Source organism: Micromonospora sp. WMMD708 (genome assembly GCF_049315245.1).
In the GTDB taxonomy this organism is placed as follows: Bacteria; Actinomycetota; Actinomycetes; order Mycobacteriales; family Micromonosporaceae; genus Micromonospora; species Micromonospora wenchangensis.
In genome coordinates, this window is record NZ_CP186060.1 from 1722058 (window position 1) to 1741531 (window position 19474).

The window sequence follows — 19474 nt, forward strand, 5'->3', positions numbered from 1 at the left end:
GCGGCACGTTGTCGGACGCCTGTACGTTCCGTATTCTTGCCAACCTCCGGAGTGCGCGGCCACCGTTGCCGTGCGCCCGTTTTGTTACCCGGGGACGCCACGTCGGCGGACCCTGTCCGGGCACCGCCGAGCGCCGCGTCCCGCGGCTGAGGGAGCTGACGATGGCGAAGCCAGCCGACACCAGGACCGCCGGTCGTAAACCCGCGGCGAAGGCCACCGCGCAGGCCACCCGCAGCACGGCGGAGACCGAGAAGATCCGGGCGGCCCTGGCGGCCCGACGCGACGAGCTGCGCGCCGAGTACGATCAGACGCTGAGCGAGATCACCGAGCTGCAGCGCGACCGGCTGACCGACTCGGCCGGGGACGACCAGGCCGACACCGGCACCAAGACGTTCGAGCGCGAGCAGGAGATCTCCCTCGCCAACAGCATCCGGGAACGGATCACCCAGGTCGAGCGTGCCCTGGAGCGGCTCGACGAGGGCGGCTACGGATGGTGCGAGCGGTGCGGGAACCCGATCCCGGTGGAGCGGCTCGCCGCCTTCCCGTCGGCGACCCTCTGCGTGACCTGCAAGCAGCTGGAGGAGCGGCGCTGACGTCCGCTCCCCGGTGACCTCGCGAGACGGCGGACCCGCGCCGTCGGGACAGTCGATGGGGAGTCGATGACCACAGCACCGACCGCCGGACCCGGCACCACCGAGCCGGCCGGCCGTACGCCCCGCCGCAGGGCGGTCGTGCTCCTCGTCGGCATCGCGCTGCTCGCGCTGTTGACGGACCTGCTCACCAAGCACCTCGCCCTGCAACAGCTCGACGACCGCCCGCCGGTCCGCCTGCTCGGCGGGGCGGTCTATCTCACCCTGACCCGCAACAGCGGCGCGGCGTGGAGCATCGGCGCCGACCACACCTGGGTGTTCCCGCTGATCACCATCGGGGTGGTCGGCTGGATCACCTGGATGGCGCTGCGGCTGCGTTCGCTGCCCTGGGCGGTCTCCCTGGGGCTGGTGCTGGGCGGGGCGCTGGGCAACCTCGCCGACCGGATCTTCCGCGCGCCCGGTCACTTCGTCGGGCACGTGGTGGACATGGTCAGCCTCTTCGACCCGTACGGCCAGGTCTGGCCGGTGTTCAACCTGGCCGACAGCTGCCTGGTCGCCGGGGTGCTGCTGGCCGTGCTGCTGGAACTGACCGGCCGGCAGCGCGACGGGCGACGGATCGGGGGCAAGGGCGACACCGCCCCGGAGGCGGCCGGACCGTCCACCGGGCCGGCGCCCGCCGACACCACGCCCGCCGACACCACGCCCACCGACGCCGAACCCCGGGAGCGGGCATGACCTCCACCGCCACCGGTGGCGACCACCGGTCCCTGCCCGTCCCGGACGGCCTCGACGGCATGCGCCTCGACCAGGCGGTGTCCCGGCTGTTCGGGCTCTCCCGCACCGCCGCCGCCGCACTCGTCGACGCCGGGGACGCGCTGGTCGACGGCGCGGCCCGGCAGAACTCGCACAAGGTCAGGGCCGGCTCCTGGCTGGAGGTGACGCTGCCCGCCCCGGTCGCCCCGCCGACCGTGGTCCCGCAGGCGGTCCCCGGGCTGACCGTGGTCTACGCCGACGACGACATCGTCGTGGTGGACAAGCCGGTCGGGGTGGCCGCCCACCCCAGCCCCGGCTGGACCGGCCCGACCGTCATCGGTGGCCTGGCCGCGATCGGGCACCGGATCTCCACCAGCGGGGCCGCCGAGCGGCAGGGCGTGGTGCACCGCCTCGACGTGGGCACCACCGGGATCATGGCGGTGGCCAAGAGCGAGCAGGCGTACACCGCGCTCAAGCGGGCGTTCAAGTACCGCGAGGTGGAGAAGCGCTACCACGCGGTGGTCCAGGGGCACCCCGACCCGTCGCGCGGCACCATCGACGCCCCGATCGACAGGCATCCGCACCACGACTACCGCTGGGCGGTGGTCTCCGACGGCAAGCCGAGTGTCACCCACTACGACACCATCGAGGCGTTCCCGGCGGCCAGCCTGCTCGACGTCCGGCTGGAGACGGGGCGTACCCACCAGATCCGGGTGCACTTCTCGACCCTGCGGCACCCGTGCGTCGGCGACCTCACCTACGGCGCCGACCCGACCCTGTCGGCCCGGCTCGAACTGCGCCGGCAGTGGCTGCACGCCAGGTCGTTGACCTTCGCCCACCCGCGCACCGGCGACGACGTGACCTTCGTCAGCGAGTACCCGGACGACCTGGCCCGCGCGCTGACGATCCTGCGCGACTGACCGTGCGGCCCGACCCGTCGGCCGGCCCGGGACCGGACGGCGACGACACCCCGGCGACCGGCGACCCGGCCGGCGGGACGTCCCGGCCGGCCCGGTGGCTGGTCACCACGGCGGTGTTCGCCGTCGGTGCGGTGCTGCTCGCCGCCGGCTGGTCGGCCCGACGGCCGGCACCCGTCGGTGACCGTACGGTCGGGCAGGTGACCCGGGTCGGGGTGCTGCCCGGGGACTCGCTGCCCGGCTACGCCACCGCCAGCCGGGCCGAACTCGCCGCGCTGACCGCCGGGGCGTACGCGCTGGTGAGTTTCGACAGGTACGCCGCGCCGGACGAACTGCCGGCGCTGCTGGCCGGCGTCGAGGTCACGGCGGTGGTGGTCCGGGTGCCGCTGCCCGACCGGCAGACCGAGGTGGTCCGGCTGCCGGCGCAGCGGCTGCCGCAGGACGTGACCGCCGGCATGGCCGGCCTCGCCGACCGTAAGGACCGGGAGGCCGCCGACCAGCGCACCCGGGCCGCTGCCGGCACCGACCCGACGACCCGGCGGGGGTACGAGACCGGGGCGCAGGTCGCCGCGCGGGAGGCGGCCGGTTACCGGTCGGCGTGCGCCTGCGTCTACGCGGCGGTGGTCCGGGCCGACCCGCCCGCCCTGCGCGCCACGGCCGGGCGGGACGGGGTCCGCGCGGTCGACCCGGCCCCGGAGGTGACCCGGCTGGACCGGACGGTGTTCCTGCCGCCGCTGCCGGAGCAGCGGGACGTGGCCCGGCCCCCCGCCGACACCGCCACCCCACCCGCCTGACCCGCTCCCGACCGCCCGGCCCGGTCACCGGGCCGTCTGTCCGATCTGCCCGGCCAGCCCGCGTCGGGACGGTCGGCGGACCGGTCCGGGACGTCCCGCCGCAGCGGATGGATGTCCCGTCGGGCGGCCAGGACGTCCGGTGGCGGGTTCCGGCGGAGCGCAGGGATGGGCGATTCGTCGGAAGGGGCACCCGCTGTGATCGGTCCGGCACCGTCGCCGACCGGGACGGGTGGGGCCGGCGGGCCCCGCCCCCCGCCCCACCTCCCCGGACGCCCGTCGCGGTGCGTCGTGCGCCCGATCGCGGTAAGTATTGTCCCCGGCAGATGTGTGCAGACCGGTGTGGTCCGAATAGGGTTTCGTTCGTAGCCTGTCAGGCGGAGATCGACGGCGCGGGAGGGCGAGCCTTGGACGGCACCGAGACCGGCTGGGGCCGGTCGGCCGAACCGGCACCGCGATGGCGGACGCTCTTCGAGCGTGCCCGCCTCGGCGGGCGCGCCGCCGAACCGGCGGAGCCGGACCGCCGAGGCGAGGACGTGCCCCGGGAGCCGCTACCCGGCCGGGTGCCCGGCGGCGGCTGGTCCGGCCGGGGATCGGCCGCCGTGCCGCCACCGCCCGACCCGGGCTACGGCCCCGGTCCCGGCTACGGCACCGACCCGGGCTACCGTGCCGGTGCCGGCTACCGGGCGGACCAGGGCCACCGCGCCGACCCGGGCTATCCGGTCGACCAGGGTTACCGGGCCGAACCGGGCTATCCGGCCGATCCCGGCTACCACGCCCCCGGCGGCTACCCGGCCGACCCCGGATACCTGCCGGAGCCGGCCCGGCCGCCGGAGCCGCCGGTCGTCCCGTCCCGCTACGCGCTGCTCGACAACGGCTACCGGGCCGAACCGCCACCCCCCGAATCCCGGTACGCGCTGCTCGACAACGGCTACCGCACCCCCGGCTACGCGCCCCCGGAGCCGGCGTACCAGCCGCCGCAGCCCGCCTACCCCGAGCCGGTGGCGTACCCCGAGCCCGGCTACCCGGCGACGCCGACATACCAGCCGGAGCCGGTCTACCAGCCCGAGCCGACGTACCAACCGGAGCCGGTGGCGTACCCGCCGGCGGTGACCGCCGACCGGGGCTACCCGGCCCGGATCGAGCCGGCCCGCATCGAGTGGCGTCAGCAGGGCCCCCAGGACGAGCAGGAACGGGCCGCCGGCATCCTCCGCCGCGACCTCGGCACCCCCCGGGTGCTCGCGTTCGCCAACCCCAAGGGCGGGGTGCACAAGACCACCGCCACGGTGCTCGCCGCCGCCACCGTCGGCAGCGTCCGGGGCCGGGGGGTGCTCGCCTGGGACGACAACGAGCTGCGCGGCACCCTCGGCCTGCGCGCCGGCAGCGCCCGGCACGCCCGGACGATCCGGCACCTGATCAGCGACCTGGCGCACATCGAGATCCGCGACGGCGCGGAGCTGCTGGAATCCCTCGACGACTACCTGCGGCACGCCTCCGACGGCTCGTACGACGTGCTGGCCGGGGAGGAGAGCCCCCGGTTCGCGCAGCGGCTCGACCAGTTCACCGTCAAGCGGGTACTGGAGCTGTTGCGCCGCACCCACGACGTGGTCTGCGTGGACACCGGCAACAACGTGGAGAGCCCCAACTGGCGGACGGTCATGCACGCCGCCGACCAGCTCGTGGTGACCACCGTGCCCCGCGAGGACGCCGCGTTCAGCGCCGACTGGATGCTCGACCTGCTGCACGAGGAGGGCATGGGCGAGCTGGCCGACAACGCGGTCACCCTGATCTCCTGCCCCACTCCCGGCCGGTCGACGCTCCAGGACGACCTGGAGCGGCACTTCGCCACCCGTACCCGGGCCGTCGCCGTCGTGCCGTACGACCCGGTGCTGGAGACCGGCTCGTCGATCGAGTACCACCAGCTCCAGGCGGAGACCCGGGCCGCGTGGCTGCGGGCGGCCTCGGTGATGCTGGAACCGTTCGCCCGGTGAGGGGTGGTACAGGCTCCGCCGCCCCGCCGTACCGCCCGGCCTGAGAGGATCACCGGGTGAGCCCGGACACCCCCGATCCGCACCGCCCCGCCGACACCCCGGCGGGTGCCGCGCCCACCCCGCACGCCGTCCCCGCCGGGGCACCGACCGCCGGGCCGCCCGCCGACCCGTCTGCCGTCGGGCCGTCCGCCGAACCGTCCGCCGTCGCAGCACCGGCCGCGCCCGGCCACGACCCGGCCGGGTCGTACCTGCCGTGGCCGCCGCCGTCCGGCTGGCCGGCGCAGCCGGACCAGCAGCGGCCCCGGCACACCCGGGCGGTGGCGGCCGGCCTCGTGCTGGGCCTGACCGCGCTGGGGGTTCCGCTGGGACTGCTCTGGGCGGCGCTGGCCCCGGACACCCCCGTGCTCAAGACCGCCGAGGGCGCCGTCTACGCCCAGCCCCAACCGGAGCAGCCGATCGCCGCCGACGGCTGGTTCAGCCTGCTCGGGCTCGGTTTCGGGGTGCTCGCCGCGATCGCGGTGTGGACGCTGCTGCGCCGCCGCCGGGGCCCGGTGAACCTGGTCGCGCTGACCGTCGGCGCACTCGGCAGCGCCCTGGTCGCCTGGCAGGTGGGCCGCCGGGTCGGCCTGGACGGCTACCAGCGGCTGCTCGACACCGCCCCCGCCGGCACGCCGTTCGACAAGCCGGCCGACCTGCGGGCCGGGGGCATCGACCGGCTCTTCGGGGTGCTGCCCGTGCCGTACGGCAACCTGCTGCTGGCCGCGTTCGCCGCCGCCGTCACGTACACCCTGCTGGCCGGCTGGTCGCGGTGGCCGTCGTTGCGCCCGGAGCCGGAGCCCGGCGGGCCCGGCTGGCCGCACCCGCCGGGGGCGGTCGGACCGCCGGACGGGGTCGGACCGCCGGGTGCGGTCGGTCCGGCCGGCGGGGTCAGTTGGGGGCCGGCGGGGACGCCAGCTCAGACAGCGGCACCGGAACCGCCCGCACCTGGCGCAGCAGGGCCGACTCGCGGTTGAGCAGCCGCAGCTCGGCGCGCAGCCGGGCGGCGGTGTCGTCGATGGCGAGCAGCCGTTGCCGATCGGCCAGGGTCAGCACGGCGGTGGCCGCCACCAGGTGCGACAGCACCGTCGGGTCCTCCGGGAGCTGCTCGGACAGCTCCTGCGGGTCGTCCCGGACCAGGCCCAGGTACTGCCGGAACACCGCGATCACCCGGGCCGCCAGCAGCTCGGCGGCCTCGTCGGGGCCGGCCGGCTCGGGCAGCCACTCGACGTCGGCGGTCAGGTAGGGGGTGGCCTCCCGGTCGACCCCGGCGACCCGGAACCGCCGCCGGCCCACGGTGACGATGTCGAAGCCACCGTCGTCCAGCTCGGTGACCTGCCGCAGCTCGGCCGTGCAGCCCACCTCGTGCAGGGTCACCTCGCCGCCGCCCGGGGTGGCCCGGCCCGCGCCCGGGGCGACCTCCCAGCCGGAGCGGATGGCCACCACACCGAACTCGCGGGGCACCCCCTCGGGCCGCCCGACCAGGTCCCGTACCAGGTGGCGGTACCGCTCCTCGAAGATGTGCAACGGCAGCACCAGACCCGGGAAGAGCACCGTTGCGAGGGGAAACACCGGCAGCCGTGCGGTCACGCGTCCGAGCGTAGCCCGATCCGGCGCGGTCGGCGTGTCCCGGCTCACCGTCCCGCGGTGCGGGCGGCTCGGGTCGCCCTCCGGGCCGCCGCCTAGACTCGGGGGCGTGTTGAAACGGATCGACCTGCGCGGCGGGGTTTCCGACCCGCGTCGCCTGCTGCCCCGTGCCCAGCTCGACGTCTCCGTGGCGGTCGAGCGGATCCGCCCGCTCGTCGAGGCGGTCCGGGACCATGGGTACCCGGCGATCCGGGAGGCCAGCGAACGGTTCGACGGCGTCTGCCCGCCGGTGCTGCGGGTCCCGACCGAGGCGATCACCGCGGCCGAGGGGGTGCTCGACCCCGACGTGCGGGCCGCGCTGCTCGAGTCGATCGCCCGCGCCCGTCGGGTGCACGACGACCAACGGCGCACCGACCACACCACCCAGGTCGTGCCGGGCGGCACGGTCACCGAGCGCTGGGTGCCGGTCGACCGGGTCGGCCTCTACGTCCCCGGCGGGCTGGCGATGTACCCGTCGACCGTGGTGATGAACGTGGTGCCGGCCCAGGCGGCCGGGGTCCGCTCGCTGGTGGTGGTCAGCCCGCCGCAGCAGGACAACGGCGGCCTGCCGGACGCCCGGGTCCTGGCCGCCTGCGCGCTGCTCGGCGTCGACGAGGTGTACGCCGTCGGCGGCGCCCAGGCGGTCGCCATGCTGGCGTACGGGTCGACCGTCGACGCCGCGGGCACCGGGCGCTGCGCTCCGGTCGACATGATCACCGGGCCGGGCAACATCTGGGTGACCGCCGCCAAGCGGCTGCTGCGCGGCGTGGTCGGCATCGACGCCGAGGCCGGGCCTACCGAGATCGCCGTGCTGGCCGACGACACCGCCGACCCGGCGCACGTCGCCGCCGACCTGATCAGCCAGGCCGAGCACGACCCGTTGGCGGCCAGCGTGCTGGTCACCCCGTCGGTCGAGCTGGCCGACGCGGTCGACCGGGAGCTGGCCCGGCAGGTGCCGGCGACCAAGCACGCCGAGCGGGTCGGCACCGCGCTCGGCGGGGAGCAGAGCGGCGTCGTGCTGGTCGACGACCTGGCCGACGGGCTGCGGGTGGTCGACGCGTACGCCGCCGAGCACCTGGAGATCCAGACCCGGGACGCCCGCGACTGGGCGCTGCGGGTCCGTAACGCCGGGGCGATCTTCATCGGGCCGTGGGCGCCGGTGTCGCTCGGCGACTACTGCGCCGGCTCCAACCACGTGCTGCCCACCGGGGGCTGCGCCCGGCACTCGTCGGGGCTGTCCGTGCAGTCCTTCCTGCGCGGGATGCACCTGGTGGAGTACACCCGCGAGGCGCTGCGCGACGTCGCGCCGCACGTGGTGACCCTGGCCACCGTGGAGGACCTGCCGGCGCACGGGCAGGCGGTCGCGGTGCGGTTCGCCGGGGAGGCGTCGTGACCACCCTGGACGACCTGCCGATCCGCGACGACCTGCGGGGCCGCTCGCCGTACGGGGCGCCGCAGCTCGACGTGGCGGTCCGGTTGAACACCAACGAGAACTCCTACGCCGTGCCCGAACCGGTGGTGGCGGCGATCGGCAAGGCGCTCGCCGCCGAGCTGCGCGACCTCAACCGCTACCCGGACCGCGAGGCGGTGGCGCTGCGCGCCGACCTCGCCGGGTACCTCGGGCACGGGATCACCGCCGAGCAGGTCTGGGCGGCCAACGGCTCCAACGAGATCCAGCAGCAGCTGCTCCAGGCGTTCGGCGGGCCGGGGCGCAGCGCGTTGGGCTTCGTGCCGGCGTACTCGATGCACCCGCTGCTGTCCCTGGGCACCGGCACCCGGTGGGTGCCGGCGCAGCGGGGGGTGGACTTCGGGCTGACCGCCGACGAGGCGGTCGCGCAGGTCCGGGCGCACCGCCCCGACGTGGTCTTCCTCTGCTCGCCGAACAACCCGACCGGCACCGCGCTCGACCCGGCGGTGGTCGCCGCCGTGCTCGACGTCGCCCCCGGCATGGTGGTCCTCGACGAGGCGTACGCCGAGTTCGCCCGGCCCGGCACGGCCAGCGCCCTGACCCTGCTCCCCGGGCACCCGCGGCTGGTGGTGACCCGGACGATGAGCAAGGCGTTCGGGTTCGCCGGTGGTCGGCTGGGCTACCTGGTCGCCGACCCGGCGGTGGTGGCGGCGGTGCAGCTCGTCCGGCTGCCCTACCACCTCTCGGCGCTCACCCAGGCCGCCGCCCGCGCAGCGCTGGCCCACCGCGACGTCCTGCTGGGCACCGTCGACGCGATCAAGGAGCAGCGGGACCGGATCGTGACCACCCTGCGGGCCAGGGGGCACCGGGTGGCCGACAGCGACGCCAACTTCGTGCTGTTCGCCGTCGGCGACGACCAGTCGGCGGCCTGGCGGACCCTGCTCGACGCCGGGGTGCTGGTCCGCGACGTGGGCCTGCCCGGCTGGCTGCGGGTCACCGCCGGCACCCCCGCCGAGACCGACGCCTTCCTCACCGCGATGGAGAAACTGTCATGAGTCGCACCGCCCGGGTGGAGCGGATCACCAAGGAGACCGAGGTCCTCGTCGAGATCGACCTCGACGGCACCGGCCGGGCCGAGATCAGCACCGGGGTCGGCTTCTACGACCACATGCTCCACCAGATCGCCCGGCACGGCGGCTTCGACCTGACCGTGCGTACCGTCGGCGACCTGGAGATCGACGCCCACCACACGATGGAGGACACCGCGTTGGCCCTCGGCGCCGCGTTCGACCAGGCGCTGGGGGACAAGGCCGGCATCCGGCGGTACGGCTCGGCCACCGTCCCGATGGACGAGGTGCTCGTCCGGGCCGCCGTCGACCTGTCCGGCCGCCCGTACGTGGTGCACGACGAGCCGGCGCTGTCGCCGTACATCGGGCCGGTCTACCCGACCAGCATGACCCGGCACATCTGGGAGTCCTTCGGTCAGGCGGCCCGGGTCACCCTGCACGTGGACGTGCTGCGCTCGGCCCGGCCGGGTGGCCACCCGGACGCCCACCACGTGGTGGAGGCCCAGTTCAAGGCGGTCTCCCGGGCGCTGCGGGAGGCCACCGCGCTCGACCCGCGCAGCGCCGGTGTGGTGCCCAGCACCAAGGGCGCGCTGTGAGCGGCCCGGTCCGGGTCGGAGGGCGGCGCTGATGGGCCCGGTGCTGCCGACCCTGCTGCTGATCCTCGCCGGCATCCTGGTCGGTGGGGCCTGGTCGTTGTACCGGCAGGACGCGCCGCGTGGTGCGATCGTGGTCACCGGGCTGCTCGCCGTGCTGGCCACCGTCGGCGGGGTGCTCTGGCTGCTACCCGGGGAGGGCTGATGGGCGCGCGGGGCAACGGCAAGCGGATCGTGGTGCTCGACTACGGCTCGGGCAACCTGCGTTCGGCGGAGCGGGCGCTGGCCCACGCCGGAGCGGACGTGACGGTCACCGCCGACCTGTCCGCCGCCGCCGGGGCCGACGGCCTGGTGGTGCCGGGCGTCGGCGCGTACGCGGCCTGCATGGCCGGGATCGAGGCGCTGGGTGCCGGCCCGGTGATCGCCGAACGGGTCGCCGCCGGCCGCCCGGTGCTCGGCATCTGCGTCGGCATGCAGGTGCTCTTCGCGCACGGCGACGAGCACGGCGTGGTGACCAAGGGGCTGGGGCTGCTGCCGGCCGGGGTGACCCGGCTGCCCGCCGACCGGCTGCCGCACATGGGCTGGAACACCGTGACCCCGCCGGACGGATCGGTGCTCTTCGCCGGGCTGCCCGCCGACAGCCGGTTCTATTTCGTGCACTCCTACGGGGTGCTCGACCAGGCGTCGTTGCGCGAGGCGGGCGTCAAGGTCACCACCGCCCACCACGGCTCGGAGTTCGTTGCGGCGGTGGAGTGGGGAGCGCTGTCGGCGGCCCAGTTCCACCCGGAGAAGTCGGCCGAGACGGGTGCGATGGTGCTGCGCAACTGGCTGGCCACGGTTGACTGAGCGCCGGGGCGGGGCCGGCCGGCGCGGGCCGGGTGCGCGGTGAGCAAGGAGCGGGCCCGGCGCCGGGCCGCCCGGGAGGCGCAGGCCGCCCGCGAGCGGGTCGTACGACAGCGCAAGCTGGCCCGTCGGCAGCGCCGCCGCGCCCTGGTCCGCCGGGTCACCCCGCAGTGGCGGCGGGGCCGGACGGGCCGGCTGGCCCGGCGCACCCGGGGCGAGCGGGCCGCCATCATCGGGTTGACCGCGGCGGCGCTGGCGCTGATCTGGGTGTTCGTCGACGATCTCGCGCTGCGGGTGGCGCTGGTCGTGCTGTTGCTTCTGGTCCTGCCGGCGATCGTGGTGATCGCCCTGGACCGTCGGATCTGAACGAGGAGTAGGAAACGTGACCCTGACCCTGTTGCCCGCCGTGGACGTCGCCGACGGCCAGGCCGTCCGGCTGGTGCAGGGCGCCGCCGGCAGCGAGACCGCCTACGGCGACCCGCTCGACGCGGCGTTGGCCTGGCAGAACGACGGCGCGGAGTGGATCCACCTGGTCGACCTGGACGCCGCGTTCGGTCGGGGTTCCAACGCCGCGCTGCTGGCCGAGGTGGTCGGCAAGCTGGACGTGCGGGTGGAACTCTCCGGTGGCATCCGCGACGACGCGTCGCTGCGCGCCGCGCTGGGCACAGGGGCGGCCCGGGTGAACATCGGCACCGCCGCCCTGGAGGACCCGCAGTGGTGCGACCGGATCTGTGCCGAGTACGGCGACCGGGTGGCGATCGGTCTGGACGTGCGGGGTCGTACCCTCTCGGCGCGGGGCTGGACCCGCGACGGCGGTGACCTGTGGGAGGTGCTGGCCCGGCTGGACGCCGCCGGCGCGTCCCGGTACGTGGTGACCGACATCACCAAGGACGGCACGATGCGCGGGCCGAACCTGGACCTGCTGCGTGAGGTCTGTGACCGTACCGACGCCCCGGTGATCGCCTCGGGTGGCGTGTCGACCCTGGAGGACCTGCGGGCCCTGGCGACCCTGGAGGAGGCCGGCGTGGAGGGTGTGATCGCCGGCAAGGCGCTGTACGCGGGCGCGTTCACGGTGGCCGAGGCGTTGGCGACGCTGCGGGCCGCGGGGTGACCGACGCGGCGGACCCGGACGACGGGACCGTTACCCGGCTCGGCTCGGGCGGCCCGTGGGAGGCCCGGTACGGCTACTCCCGGGTGGTCCGGGCGGGCCGCTCGGCCTGGACGTCGGGCTGCACGTCGACTGTCGACGGGGTGGTGACGCACATCGGTGACGCGGCGGCGCAGACCGCCCAGGCGCTGCGGATCGGCCTGGCCGCGCTGGCCGAGGTGGGTGCGGGACCGACCGACGTGGTGCGGACCCGGATGTACGTGACCAACCGGCTCTTCGTCGACGAGGTGGGCCGGGCGCACCAGGCGGTCTTCGGTGCGGTCCGGCCGGTCGCCACGATGGTCGTCGTTGTCGGCCTGCTCGATCCGGACCATCTGGTCGAGATCGAGTTGGAGGCGCACCTCCCGCCGTCCTGACCGCCCCGATCCCGGCCAGGCTCGGTCGGGATCGGGAGACGGCTGTCACTCCCGGCCCAGATGAGTTGTGCACAATTGAATTGCGGGCTACCTTTGCCGGGTGAGTGACCATCTGGTGTTGCGCGACCAGGTCTGCTTCGCGCTCTACGCTGCCTCCCGGGCGCTCACCGACGTGTACCGGCCCCTCCTCGACGAGTTCGGGCTCACCTACCCGCAGTACCTGGTGCTGCTGGTGCTCTGGGAGCGCGGCGACGACCCGCCGACGGTCTCCGAGCTGGGGGCCGCGCTCCGGCTCGACTCCGGAACCCTCTCCCCGCTGCTCAAGCGGCTGGCGGCGGCGGGCCTGGTGGTCCGCACCCGCTCCGCGCTCGACGAGCGGCGGGTGGAGGTGGGGCTGACCGCCGAGGGCGCGGCCCTGCGCCAGCGGATGGCCGACGTGCCGCTGCGGGTGGCCTGTTCCACCGGCCTTGACGAGACCGAGCTGGTCGCGTTGCGCGACACCCTCACCCGGGTCACCGAGACGATCCACCGACAGAAGGAGCAGTGATCCCCATGCAGGTGCTCTACACCGCCTCCGCGACGGCCACCGGCGACGGGCGCGACGGCCACGTCCGCACCTCCGACGCCACCCTCGACCTCGACCTGGCCGTGCCGAAGGAGATGGGCGGTGTCGGTGGCGCGGCCAACCCCGAGCAGCTCTTTGCCGCCGGCTACGCGGCCTGCTTCCACTCCGCGCTGCGCGTGGTCGCCCGCCGGGCCAAGGCCGACGTCACCGGCTCGGTCGTCGAGGCCGAGGTCGGTATCGGCGCGAACGGCAGCGGCGGCTTCGGCCTGGCCGTCACCCTGGTGGTGGACCTGCCTGCCGTCGAGCGCACCGCCGCCCAGCAGCTCGTCGAGGCCGCCCACGAGGTCTGCCCCTACTCCAACGCCACCCGGGGCAACATCGAGGTGACCCTCACCGTGCGCGAGGCCGCTGCGGCCTGACCGCCGCACCAGGGCCACCACCATCGCGTACGAGAGGACGACACCGGATGACCAGCAACCGTGAGATCCACCTGGCCTCCCGCCCGCAGGGCTGGCCGACCGCCGACAACTTCCGCCTCGTCGAAACCGGGGTGCCCACCCCCGGGCCGGGGCAGATCGTGGTCCGCAACCAGTTCATCTCGGTCGACCCGTACATGCGGGGCCGGATGAACGACGTGAAGTCCTACGTGCCGCCGTTCGCCCTCGACGCGCCGCTCGACGGGGGCGCGGTCGGCGAGGTGGTGGCCGGCGGCGGCGACGGGATCAGCGTCGGCGACACCGTGCTGCACGGGCTCGGCTGGCGGGAGTACGCGCTGCTCGACGCCGGCTCCGCCCGCCGCGTCGACCCCGACCTCGCCCCGGTCACCGCCTACCTGAGCGTGCTCGGGATGACCGGGCTGACCGCGTACGCCGGGCTGCTCGACGTGGCGGCGATGCGGCCGGGGGAGACGGTGTTCGTCTCCGGCGCGGCCGGTGCGGTGGGCAGCATGGTCGGCCAGATCGCCAAGTTGAAGGGTGCCGGCCGGGTGGTCGGCAGCGCCGGCTCGCCGGCCAAGGTGGCCCGGTTGACGGAGCTCGGCTTCGACGCCGCGTTCGACTACCACGACGGTCCGGTCCGCGACGCGCTGAAGGCCGCCGCCCCGGACGGGATCGACGTCTACTTCGACAACGTGGGTGGCGAGCACCTGGAGGCGGCGATCGGCGCGATGAACCTGCACGGCCGGGCCGCCATCTGCGGGATGATCGCGCAGTACAACTCGGCCGAGCCGCCGGCCGCGCCGCGCAACCTGGCGCTGGTCATCGGCAAGCGGCTGACCCTGCGCGGCTTCCTGGTCGGCGACCACGGCGGCCTGCGCGAGCAGTTCGTCACCGAGGTCGCCGGCTGGCTGCGCGCGGGGAAGATCTCCTACGACGAGACGATCGTCGACGGCATCGAGAACGCCCCCGAGGCGTTCCTGGGCCTGCTACGCGGCGAGAACCTGGGCAAGATGCTCGTCCGCCTCTGACCCCCCGCCGCCTTCGTCCCCCGCCCCCGCCCCCGCCCCCCTCGCCGACAGCGGTGATCAAGAGGTTTGCGTCACCCTTCGAGATCGAACTGACGCAAACCTCTTGATCACCGGGGGCAGGGCCGGGCGGCGTGGGGCCGGCGGGGCAGGGGCCGGCGGGGTGGGGGCGGCGGGTGGACGGGCGGTGGTCGGGGTGGGGGCGTTGGATAGGCTCGGGGCATGACGGTGGCGGTGCGGGTGATCCCGTGTCTGGACGTGGACGCCGGTCGGGTGGTCAAGGGGGTCAACTTCCTCGACCTGCGCGACGCCGGTGATCCGGTGGAGCTGGCGGCCGTGTACGACCGGGCCGGCGCGGACGAGTTGACCTTCCTGGACGTCACCGCCTCCGTAAGCGACCGGGGCACCATGCTCGACGTGGTACGCCGCACCGCCGAGTCGGTGTTCATCCCGCTCACCGTCGGCGGCGGGGTACGCCAGGTCGCCGACGTGGACACCCTGCTGCGCGCCGGGGCCGACAAGGTGGGGGTGAACACCGCCGCCATCGCCCGTCCCGAGCTGATCGCCGAGATCGCCGACCGGTTCGGCCGGCAGGTGCTGGTGCTCTCGCTGGACGTCCGGCGGGCACCCGCCGGCACCACCCCCAGCGGTTTCGAGGTCACCACCCACGGCGGCCGCCGGGGCACCAGGCTCGACGCGGTCGAGTGGGCGGCGCGCGGGGCCGAGCTGGGCGCGGGGGAGATCCTGCTCAACTCGATGGACGCCGACGGCACCAAGGCCGGCTTCGACCTGACCCTGATCGAGGCGGTCCGGGCGGTGGTCGACGTGCCGGTGATCGCCAGCGGCGGCGCCGGCCGGGTGGCGCACTTCCCGCCCGCGATCGGCGCGGGTGCCGACGCGGTGCTGGCCGCCAGCGTCTTCCACTTCGGCGAGCTGACCGTCGGCGAGGTCAAGGACGCCCTGCGCGACGCGGGTCACCCCGTCCGCTGACCCACCCCCGGGCGGGGCCATCCCGGTGGAGGGCGACCCGCGCCCGGGTTGACTCGGTACCGGTGCAGGCCGGCTCAGCGCCCGCTCTGCCCCTCGGGCGAGCGGCGGGGGGCCGGGATCGACCGCACCACGTACTCCTGGACGGCGGCGGCGTGCTCCTCCTCGGCCAGGTGCCAGTCCGCGCTGCCCGGGGCGTGCCGCCGGACGAGCACCCCCTGCATGCTGTCGACCGTGCCGCCCACCCCGGCCCGGGGCCGGGTACGCCAGAGCTGCTCACCGTCCGGGGTGATCCGGAACCAGCCGTCGGAGACGGTGACCAGCCCCGCGCCGACCAGTCGCCGGACCGCTGTCTCCACGTCCTGCCGTTCGGGTATCGCCTGGTTGAGGTGGTCGGCGGTGGACAGCACGTCGGTGAGTCGTACCCCTTCCGGGCGGCGGGAATCCGCCGCCCGCCGGTGCCGTCCGGCCCCGCTGGCGATCACCAGTGACACGAAGATCCAGGCGTCCGTCCAGCGCCACGCATTCTCCCCCATGCACGAATGATGCCCGTAGGTGTCCGTTGAGGAAACACCTACTTTCCCCCTGTCCTGTCAGCGCAGCTCAGCGTGCCCACTTCCGGACGCAGTGCCGCACGGCGGGGTGGCAGCCGGTGCCGGTGAGCCGGTCCGCGGGGCGGTGGGGGCCGTCGCCGGTGGGTCGGGGAGAGCGAAGCGGGGGATGAAGAACTGGGCCAACGGGCCGATGCCGAGCGCGTACGCGACGGTGCCCACGCCGACCGTGCCGCCGAGCAGCCAGCCCAGGGCCAGCACGGTGACCTCGATCACGGTGCGGACGAGCCGGACCGAGCGGCCCGGCCGGCGGGCGACGTACCCGGTCATCAGGCCGTCGCGGGGGCCGGGGCCGAGCCGCGCGCCGAGATAGAGGCCGGTGGCGGCGCCGTTGGCGACGATGCCGCCGAGCAGCAGGGCGATCCGGGCGGGCAGTGGCCACCCGGCCGGCAGCAGGGCCACCGTGGCGTCGACCACCAGCCCGATCACCATCACGTTGCTCACCGTGCCGAGCCCGGGGCGTTGCCGCAGCGGGATCCAGAGCAGCAGCACCACCGCGCCGACCGCGATGGTCACGGTGCCGAACGACAGGCCGGTCTGCCGGGACAACCCCTGGTGGAAGACGTCCCACGGGTCCAGCCCGAGCCCGGAACGGATCATCATGGCCATGCTGACCCCGTAGAGGACCAGGCCGGCATAGAGCTGGGTGAGCCGGCGGCCGGGCCGGTGCCGGAGATTGCCAATCGGAGCCATGCATGCCACCCTAGGGTCCAATATCGCCCACTGAAGAGCCAATTCCGAGGGGGTGGCCGTGACCAGCCAGGTGCGAGGGGTCCAATTGGCGCGGTTGCTGGGGCAGTGGCACGCACTGCCCGGTCGCCGCCGCAGCCCCGACTACGCCGCGCTCGCCGCCGCCGTCCGGGGCCTGCTCGCCGACGGCCGGCTCCCCCTGGGGGTACGCCTGCCGGCCGAACGGGAGCTGGCCGAGGCGCTGCGGATCAGCCGTACCACGGTCACCGCCGCGTACCGGCAGTTGCGCGAGACCGGCCACCTGGCCAGCCGGCGCGGCGCGGGGAGCTGGACCATGCTGCCCGGCACCCACCGGGTCGCCAGCACCGGCCTGTGGACCCCGCTGGACGACCGCGACATGATCGACCTCGGGGTGGCCGCGCTGGCCGCCCCGCCCGAACTGGTCCCGGCCGCCCGGGCCGCCGTGGAGGACCTGCCCCGGTACCTGTCCGGTGCGGGCTACCACCCGACCGGCATCATCGAGCTGCGCGAGGCGGTCGCCCGGGCGTACACCGAGCGGGGGCTGCCCACCAGCGCCGAGCAGATCATGGTGACCAGCGGCACCCAGCACGCGTTGGACCTGGTGCTGCGGCTGGCCCTGGTGCCCGGCGGGAACGTCCTGGTCGAATCGCCCACCTATCCGAACGCGCTCGCCGCGCTGGCCGCCCGGCGGGCCCGGATCACCACCCACGGCCTCGCCGTCGACGGGATCGGGTGGGACGCCGACCTGCTGCTGGGCAGCGTCCGGCAGACCCGGCCGAAACTGGCCTACCTGATCCCCGAGTTCCACAACCCGACCGGGCACCTGATGGCCGCCGAGCTGCGGGAGCGGCTGGTCGCCACCGCCCACGCCGCCGGCACCGACCTGGTCGTCGACGAGTCCTTCGTGGACCTGCCGCTGGACGGCACGCCGCTGCCCCCGCCGATGGCCGTGTTCGACAGGCACTCCCGGGTGATCTCCATCGGTGGGATGAGCAAGCCCTACTGGGGCGGCCTGCGGATCGGCTGGGTCCGCGCCTCCGCCCCGCAGGTGCAGCGGCTCGCCGCCGCCCGGGTCGGGGTGGACATGGCCAGCCCGGTGCTCGACCAGCTGGTGGCGGTGCACCTGCTCGCCCAGGCCCCGGCCATCGTCGCGGCCCGCCGGGCGCAACTGGTCACCCAGCGCGACGCGCTGCTCGCCGTGCTCGCCGAACGGCTGCCGGACTGGCGCTTCGACGTGCCCCGGGGCGGCGTCACGCTCTGGGTCGAGCTGGACGGCCCGATCTCCAGCGCGCTGGCCCGCGCGGCCGAGGAGGTCGGCGTACGGCTGGCGCCCGGTCCCCGGTTCGGCCTGGACGGCACCCTGGAGCGGTTCCTGCGACTGCCGTTCACGCTGCCCGTCGCCGACCTGGTGGAGGCGGTCGGCCGGCTGGCCGCGATCCGCTACGACCTCGACCGGGGCGCGGGTCGGCCGCGCTGGCGGGAACCCGCCGTCATCGCCTGACCCGGACGCCCGCGACGGTCCCCGGCCGGCCCGCGACGGTCCCCGGCCGGGCCGCGACGGTCCCGCCCCGGGCGGGCGGACCCCGCAGCGCCGGGCGACCCGTCGCCGTCGGCCGCGTCGCCGGTCGGGGCGAACCGGCCTGACCGGGCGGCCCCGGCTGGGAGACTGCCGGTGTGGGTGGCCCGGAACGGTGGCACGGGATCCGGCCCGGTGCGCCCGGCTCCCGGACCACCCGGCTGGAACTCTTCTACGACCTGGTCTTCGTCTTCGCCTTCTTCACCGTCACCGCGCTGACCTCGCAGGAGCCCACCGGGGCCAACCTGCTGCGCTGCCTGCTGGTGCTGGGCCTGCTGTGGTGGTGCTGGACCGGCTTCGCGGGCCTGGGCAACGCCGTGCGCGCCGACCAGGGGCCGCTGCCGCTGCTCGGCTTCCTCACCGTCACCGCCACCTTCCTGCTGGCGCTGAGCATGCCCGGGGCGTTCGTCGACGAGCCGGGCGGGCTGAACGGCCCACTGGTCTTCGCCGGCTGCTACTTCCTCGTCCGGGCCTGCCAGCTGGGGGTCTTCGGCGTGCTGGCCCGGGGCGACCCGGCCCGGTGGCGGCAGTGGACCCGGCTCGCGCTGCTGCCGGTGGCCGCCACGGCGCTGTTGGTCGCCTCCGCGCTGCTGCCCCACCGGGTCGCCGCCGACGGCACCGCGACCGTCCTGCAACTCACCCTCTGGACGCTGGCCCTGCTGCTGGAGTACGTCGCCGGGGTCCGCCTCGGTGGGACCTACTGGGCGGTGCTCTCCGCCGGGCACTGGGCCGAACGGCACGCCCTGATGGTGCTGATCGCGCTCGGCGAGTCGATCATCGCGCTCGGCGTCGGCCCGAAGTTCGTCACCGGCCTGCCACTGACCTGGCCGGTGGTGATCGCCGCGGTGCTCGGCATCGCCGTCGCGTCGGTGCTGTGGTGGGCCTACTTCGACACCCTGGCGCTCGCCCTGGAGCAGGCGCTGCACCGCAGCCGCGACCCGGTGTGCCGGGCCCGGTTGGCCCGCGACGCCTACACCTACCTGCACCTGCCGATCATCGCCGGGGTGATCTTCTTCGCCCTCGGCCTCAAGGACCTGCTGGCCGAGGTGGCCGACCCGGACACCCCGACCTGGGGGGTGCCGCTGGGCGGCTTCTGGGTGCTGGTGCTCTACGGCGGGGTGGGCCTCTACCTGCTCAGCCTCGTGGCCTGCGAGCTGCGGGCGACCCGGGTGCTGCGCCGGCCGCCGGTGCTGGCGGTGCTGGCCCTGGCGGTGCTCGCCCCGGCCGGGGCCCGGGTGCCCGAGGTGGGGGCGTTGGCCCTGCTCGCGCTGGTCTGCGTGGCGCTGGCCGCGGTGCAGACCGGCAGCCAGGGCAGCCGGCGGCGGGTGCGCCGGCTGGCCCTGGCGCAGGAGGAGGCCGTCGAGGAGGCGCAGAGCCGGTGGCGTCACGAGCACCTGTGACCGGCCGGCGGCCGTGTCCCGGG

General features: G+C 75.1%; 23 protein-coding genes. 20 read left to right on the top strand and 3 right to left on the bottom strand.

Going from position 1 to position 19474, the window contains the following annotated elements; all coding sequences use genetic code 11:
• Positions 1 to 161: 161 nt before the first annotated feature.
• The 6 genes from ACN260_RS07870 (at position 162) to ACN260_RS07895 (ending at position 6055) form a co-directional block, all read left to right on the top strand.
• Complete coding sequence (locus ACN260_RS07870) at positions 162 to 593, top strand: TraR/DksA family transcriptional regulator (protein WP_204927750.1); 432 nt, start codon at positions 162 to 164, stop codon at positions 591 to 593.
• A 66-nt stretch (positions 594 to 659) separates the two neighbouring features.
• A complete protein-coding gene (gene lspA / locus ACN260_RS07875) occupies positions 660 to 1325 on the top strand; it encodes a signal peptidase II (protein WP_422755345.1) in 666 nt (221 codons plus the stop codon).
• A complete protein-coding gene (locus ACN260_RS07880) occupies positions 1322 to 2263 on the top strand; it encodes an RluA family pseudouridine synthase (RefSeq protein WP_088643052.1) in 942 nt (313 codons plus the stop codon). Before lspA ends, ACN260_RS07880 begins: the two co-directional genes overlap by 4 nt.
• A gap of 2 nt (positions 2264 to 2265) precedes the next feature.
• On the top strand, positions 2266 to 3054 hold the full coding sequence (locus tag ACN260_RS07885) for a hypothetical protein (RefSeq protein WP_422755346.1): 789 nt from the start codon (positions 2266 to 2268) through the stop codon (positions 3052 to 3054).
• 404 nt (positions 3055 to 3458) lie between these two features.
• A complete protein-coding gene (locus tag ACN260_RS07890; RefSeq protein ID WP_422755347.1) occupies positions 3459 to 5042 on the top strand; it encodes an AAA family ATPase in 1584 nt (527 codons plus the stop codon).
• A gap of 56 nt (positions 5043 to 5098) precedes the next feature.
• The gene (locus tag ACN260_RS07895) at positions 5099 to 6055 is read left to right on the top strand and encodes a DUF2567 domain-containing protein (RefSeq protein ID WP_422755348.1); all 957 of its coding nucleotides are present in this window, start codon (positions 5099 to 5101) and stop codon (positions 6053 to 6055) included.
• On the opposite strand, the gene ACN260_RS07900 is transcribed toward ACN260_RS07895, so the two are convergent.
• Positions 5970 to 6668 (bottom strand): LON peptidase substrate-binding domain-containing protein, encoded by a 699-nt coding sequence (locus ACN260_RS07900; RefSeq protein WP_422755349.1) that lies wholly within the window; start codon positions 6666 to 6668, stop codon positions 5970 to 5972. The two genes, ACN260_RS07895 and ACN260_RS07900, sit on opposite strands and share 86 nt — an antisense overlap.
• Positions 6669 to 6774: 106 nt before the next feature.
• On the opposite strand from ACN260_RS07900, the gene hisD reads away from it, so the two are divergent.
• From hisD to hisF, 12 genes are all read left to right on the top strand, one after another.
• Positions 6775 to 8097: a histidinol dehydrogenase gene (gene hisD, locus ACN260_RS07905; RefSeq protein WP_422755350.1), complete on the top strand. Its 1323-nt coding sequence runs from the start codon at positions 6775 to 6777 to the stop codon at positions 8095 to 8097.
• A complete protein-coding gene (locus ACN260_RS07910; RefSeq protein ID WP_422755351.1) occupies positions 8094 to 9167 on the top strand; it encodes a histidinol-phosphate transaminase in 1074 nt (357 codons plus the stop codon). The genes hisD and ACN260_RS07910 overlap by 4 nt, the downstream gene beginning before the upstream one ends.
• Entirely contained in the window at positions 9164 to 9775 is a 612-nt protein-coding gene (gene hisB / locus ACN260_RS07915) for an imidazoleglycerol-phosphate dehydratase HisB (protein WP_422755352.1), read from the top strand. Before ACN260_RS07910 ends, hisB begins: the two co-directional genes overlap by 4 nt.
• Before the next feature lie 31 nt (positions 9776 to 9806).
• Positions 9807 to 9977 (top strand): hypothetical protein, encoded by a 171-nt coding sequence (locus ACN260_RS07920; RefSeq protein WP_168222542.1) that lies wholly within the window; start codon positions 9807 to 9809, stop codon positions 9975 to 9977.
• Positions 9977 to 10618, top strand: a complete 642-nt coding sequence (gene hisH / locus ACN260_RS07925; protein WP_422755353.1) for an imidazole glycerol phosphate synthase subunit HisH — start codon at positions 9977 to 9979, stop codon at positions 10616 to 10618. The genes ACN260_RS07920 and hisH overlap by 1 nt, the downstream gene beginning before the upstream one ends.
• 39 nt (positions 10619 to 10657) lie before the next feature.
• Positions 10658 to 10981, top strand: coding sequence for a hypothetical protein (locus ACN260_RS07930; protein WP_422755354.1), 324 nt, complete (start codon positions 10658 to 10660; stop codon positions 10979 to 10981).
• A gap of 16 nt (positions 10982 to 10997) precedes the next feature.
• Positions 10998 to 11726: a bifunctional 1-(5-phosphoribosyl)-5-((5-phosphoribosylamino)methylideneamino)imidazole-4-carboxamide isomerase/phosphoribosylanthranilate isomerase PriA gene (priA, locus tag ACN260_RS07935; RefSeq protein WP_422755355.1), complete on the top strand. Its 729-nt coding sequence runs from the start codon at positions 10998 to 11000 to the stop codon at positions 11724 to 11726.
• The gene (locus ACN260_RS07940; RefSeq protein ID WP_422755356.1) at positions 11723 to 12139 is read left to right on the top strand and encodes a RidA family protein; all 417 of its coding nucleotides are present in this window, start codon (positions 11723 to 11725) and stop codon (positions 12137 to 12139) included. The genes priA and ACN260_RS07940 overlap by 4 nt, the downstream gene beginning before the upstream one ends.
• Positions 12140 to 12239: 100 nt before the next feature.
• Positions 12240 to 12686, top strand: a complete 447-nt coding sequence (locus tag ACN260_RS07945) for a MarR family winged helix-turn-helix transcriptional regulator (RefSeq protein WP_281895617.1) — start codon at positions 12240 to 12242, stop codon at positions 12684 to 12686.
• Between the two features lie 5 nt (positions 12687 to 12691).
• Positions 12692 to 13123 carry an organic hydroperoxide resistance protein gene (locus tag ACN260_RS07950; RefSeq protein WP_422756653.1) on the top strand — a complete coding sequence of 144 codons (432 nt, stop codon included), beginning with the start codon at positions 12692 to 12694 and terminating at the stop codon, positions 13121 to 13123.
• A 47-nt stretch (positions 13124 to 13170) separates the two neighbouring features.
• Positions 13171 to 14169, top strand: coding sequence for an NADP-dependent oxidoreductase (locus ACN260_RS07955; protein ID WP_422755357.1), 999 nt, complete (start codon positions 13171 to 13173; stop codon positions 14167 to 14169).
• 219 nt (positions 14170 to 14388) lie between these two features.
• Positions 14389 to 15156 (top strand): imidazole glycerol phosphate synthase subunit HisF, encoded by a 768-nt coding sequence (gene hisF, locus ACN260_RS07960; protein ID WP_422755358.1) that lies wholly within the window; start codon positions 14389 to 14391, stop codon positions 15154 to 15156.
• Positions 15157 to 15230: 74 nt separating this feature from the next.
• Here hisF and ACN260_RS07965 read toward each other — a convergent pair whose 3' ends face one another.
• Both ACN260_RS07965 and ACN260_RS07970 read right to left on the bottom strand, forming a co-directional pair.
• Positions 15231 to 15689, bottom strand: coding sequence for a hypothetical protein (locus ACN260_RS07965; RefSeq protein ID WP_204959245.1), 459 nt, complete (start codon positions 15687 to 15689; stop codon positions 15231 to 15233).
• A gap of 57 nt (positions 15690 to 15746) precedes the next feature.
• Positions 15747 to 16457 (bottom strand): YczE/YyaS/YitT family protein, encoded by a 711-nt coding sequence (locus ACN260_RS07970; RefSeq protein ID WP_422755359.1) that lies wholly within the window; start codon positions 16455 to 16457, stop codon positions 15747 to 15749.
• 58 nt (positions 16458 to 16515) lie between these two features.
• On the opposite strand from ACN260_RS07970, the gene ACN260_RS07975 reads away from it, so the two are divergent.
• Together ACN260_RS07975 and ACN260_RS07980 are read left to right on the top strand one after the other, a co-directional pair.
• The gene (locus ACN260_RS07975) at positions 16516 to 17976 is read left to right on the top strand and encodes a PLP-dependent aminotransferase family protein (protein ID WP_088643138.1); all 1461 of its coding nucleotides are present in this window, start codon (positions 16516 to 16518) and stop codon (positions 17974 to 17976) included.
• Positions 17977 to 18149: 173 nt separating this feature from the next.
• Positions 18150 to 19451 (top strand): low temperature requirement protein A, encoded by a 1302-nt coding sequence (locus ACN260_RS07980; protein WP_422755360.1) that lies wholly within the window; start codon positions 18150 to 18152, stop codon positions 19449 to 19451.
• Positions 19452 to 19474 lie beyond the last annotated feature (23 nt).

What these genes read in the sequence shown, in the direction of transcription:
- ACN260_RS07870 (WP_204927750.1), top strand. Translation starts at nt 162, where the DNA reads ATGGCGAAGCCAGCCGACACCAGGACCGCCGGTCGTAAACCCGCGGCG.
- lspA (WP_422755345.1), top strand. Translation starts at nt 660, where the DNA reads ATGACCACAGCACCGACCGCCGGACCCGGCACCACCGAGCCGGCCGGC.
- ACN260_RS07880 (WP_088643052.1), top strand. Translation starts at nt 1,322, where the DNA reads ATGACCTCCACCGCCACCGGTGGCGACCACCGGTCCCTGCCCGTCCCG.
- hisB (WP_422755352.1), top strand. Translation starts at nt 9,164, where the DNA reads ATGAGTCGCACCGCCCGGGTGGAGCGGATCACCAAGGAGACCGAGGTC.
- ACN260_RS07920 (WP_168222542.1), top strand. Translation starts at nt 9,807, where the DNA reads ATGGGCCCGGTGCTGCCGACCCTGCTGCTGATCCTCGCCGGCATCCTG.
- hisH (WP_422755353.1), top strand. Translation starts at nt 9,977, where the DNA reads ATGGGCGCGCGGGGCAACGGCAAGCGGATCGTGGTGCTCGACTACGGC.
- ACN260_RS07950 (WP_422756653.1), top strand. Translation starts at nt 12,692, where the DNA reads ATGCAGGTGCTCTACACCGCCTCCGCGACGGCCACCGGCGACGGGCGC.
- ACN260_RS07955 (WP_422755357.1), top strand. Translation starts at nt 13,171, where the DNA reads ATGACCAGCAACCGTGAGATCCACCTGGCCTCCCGCCCGCAGGGCTGG.
- hisF (WP_422755358.1), top strand. Translation starts at nt 14,389, where the DNA reads ATGACGGTGGCGGTGCGGGTGATCCCGTGTCTGGACGTGGACGCCGGT.
- ACN260_RS07965 (WP_204959245.1), bottom strand. Translation starts at nt 15,689, where the DNA reads ATGGGGGAGAATGCGTGGCGCTGGACGGACGCCTGGATCTTCGTGTCA.
- ACN260_RS07970 (WP_422755359.1), bottom strand. Translation starts at nt 16,457, where the DNA reads ATGGCTCCGATTGGCAATCTCCGGCACCGGCCCGGCCGCCGGCTCACC.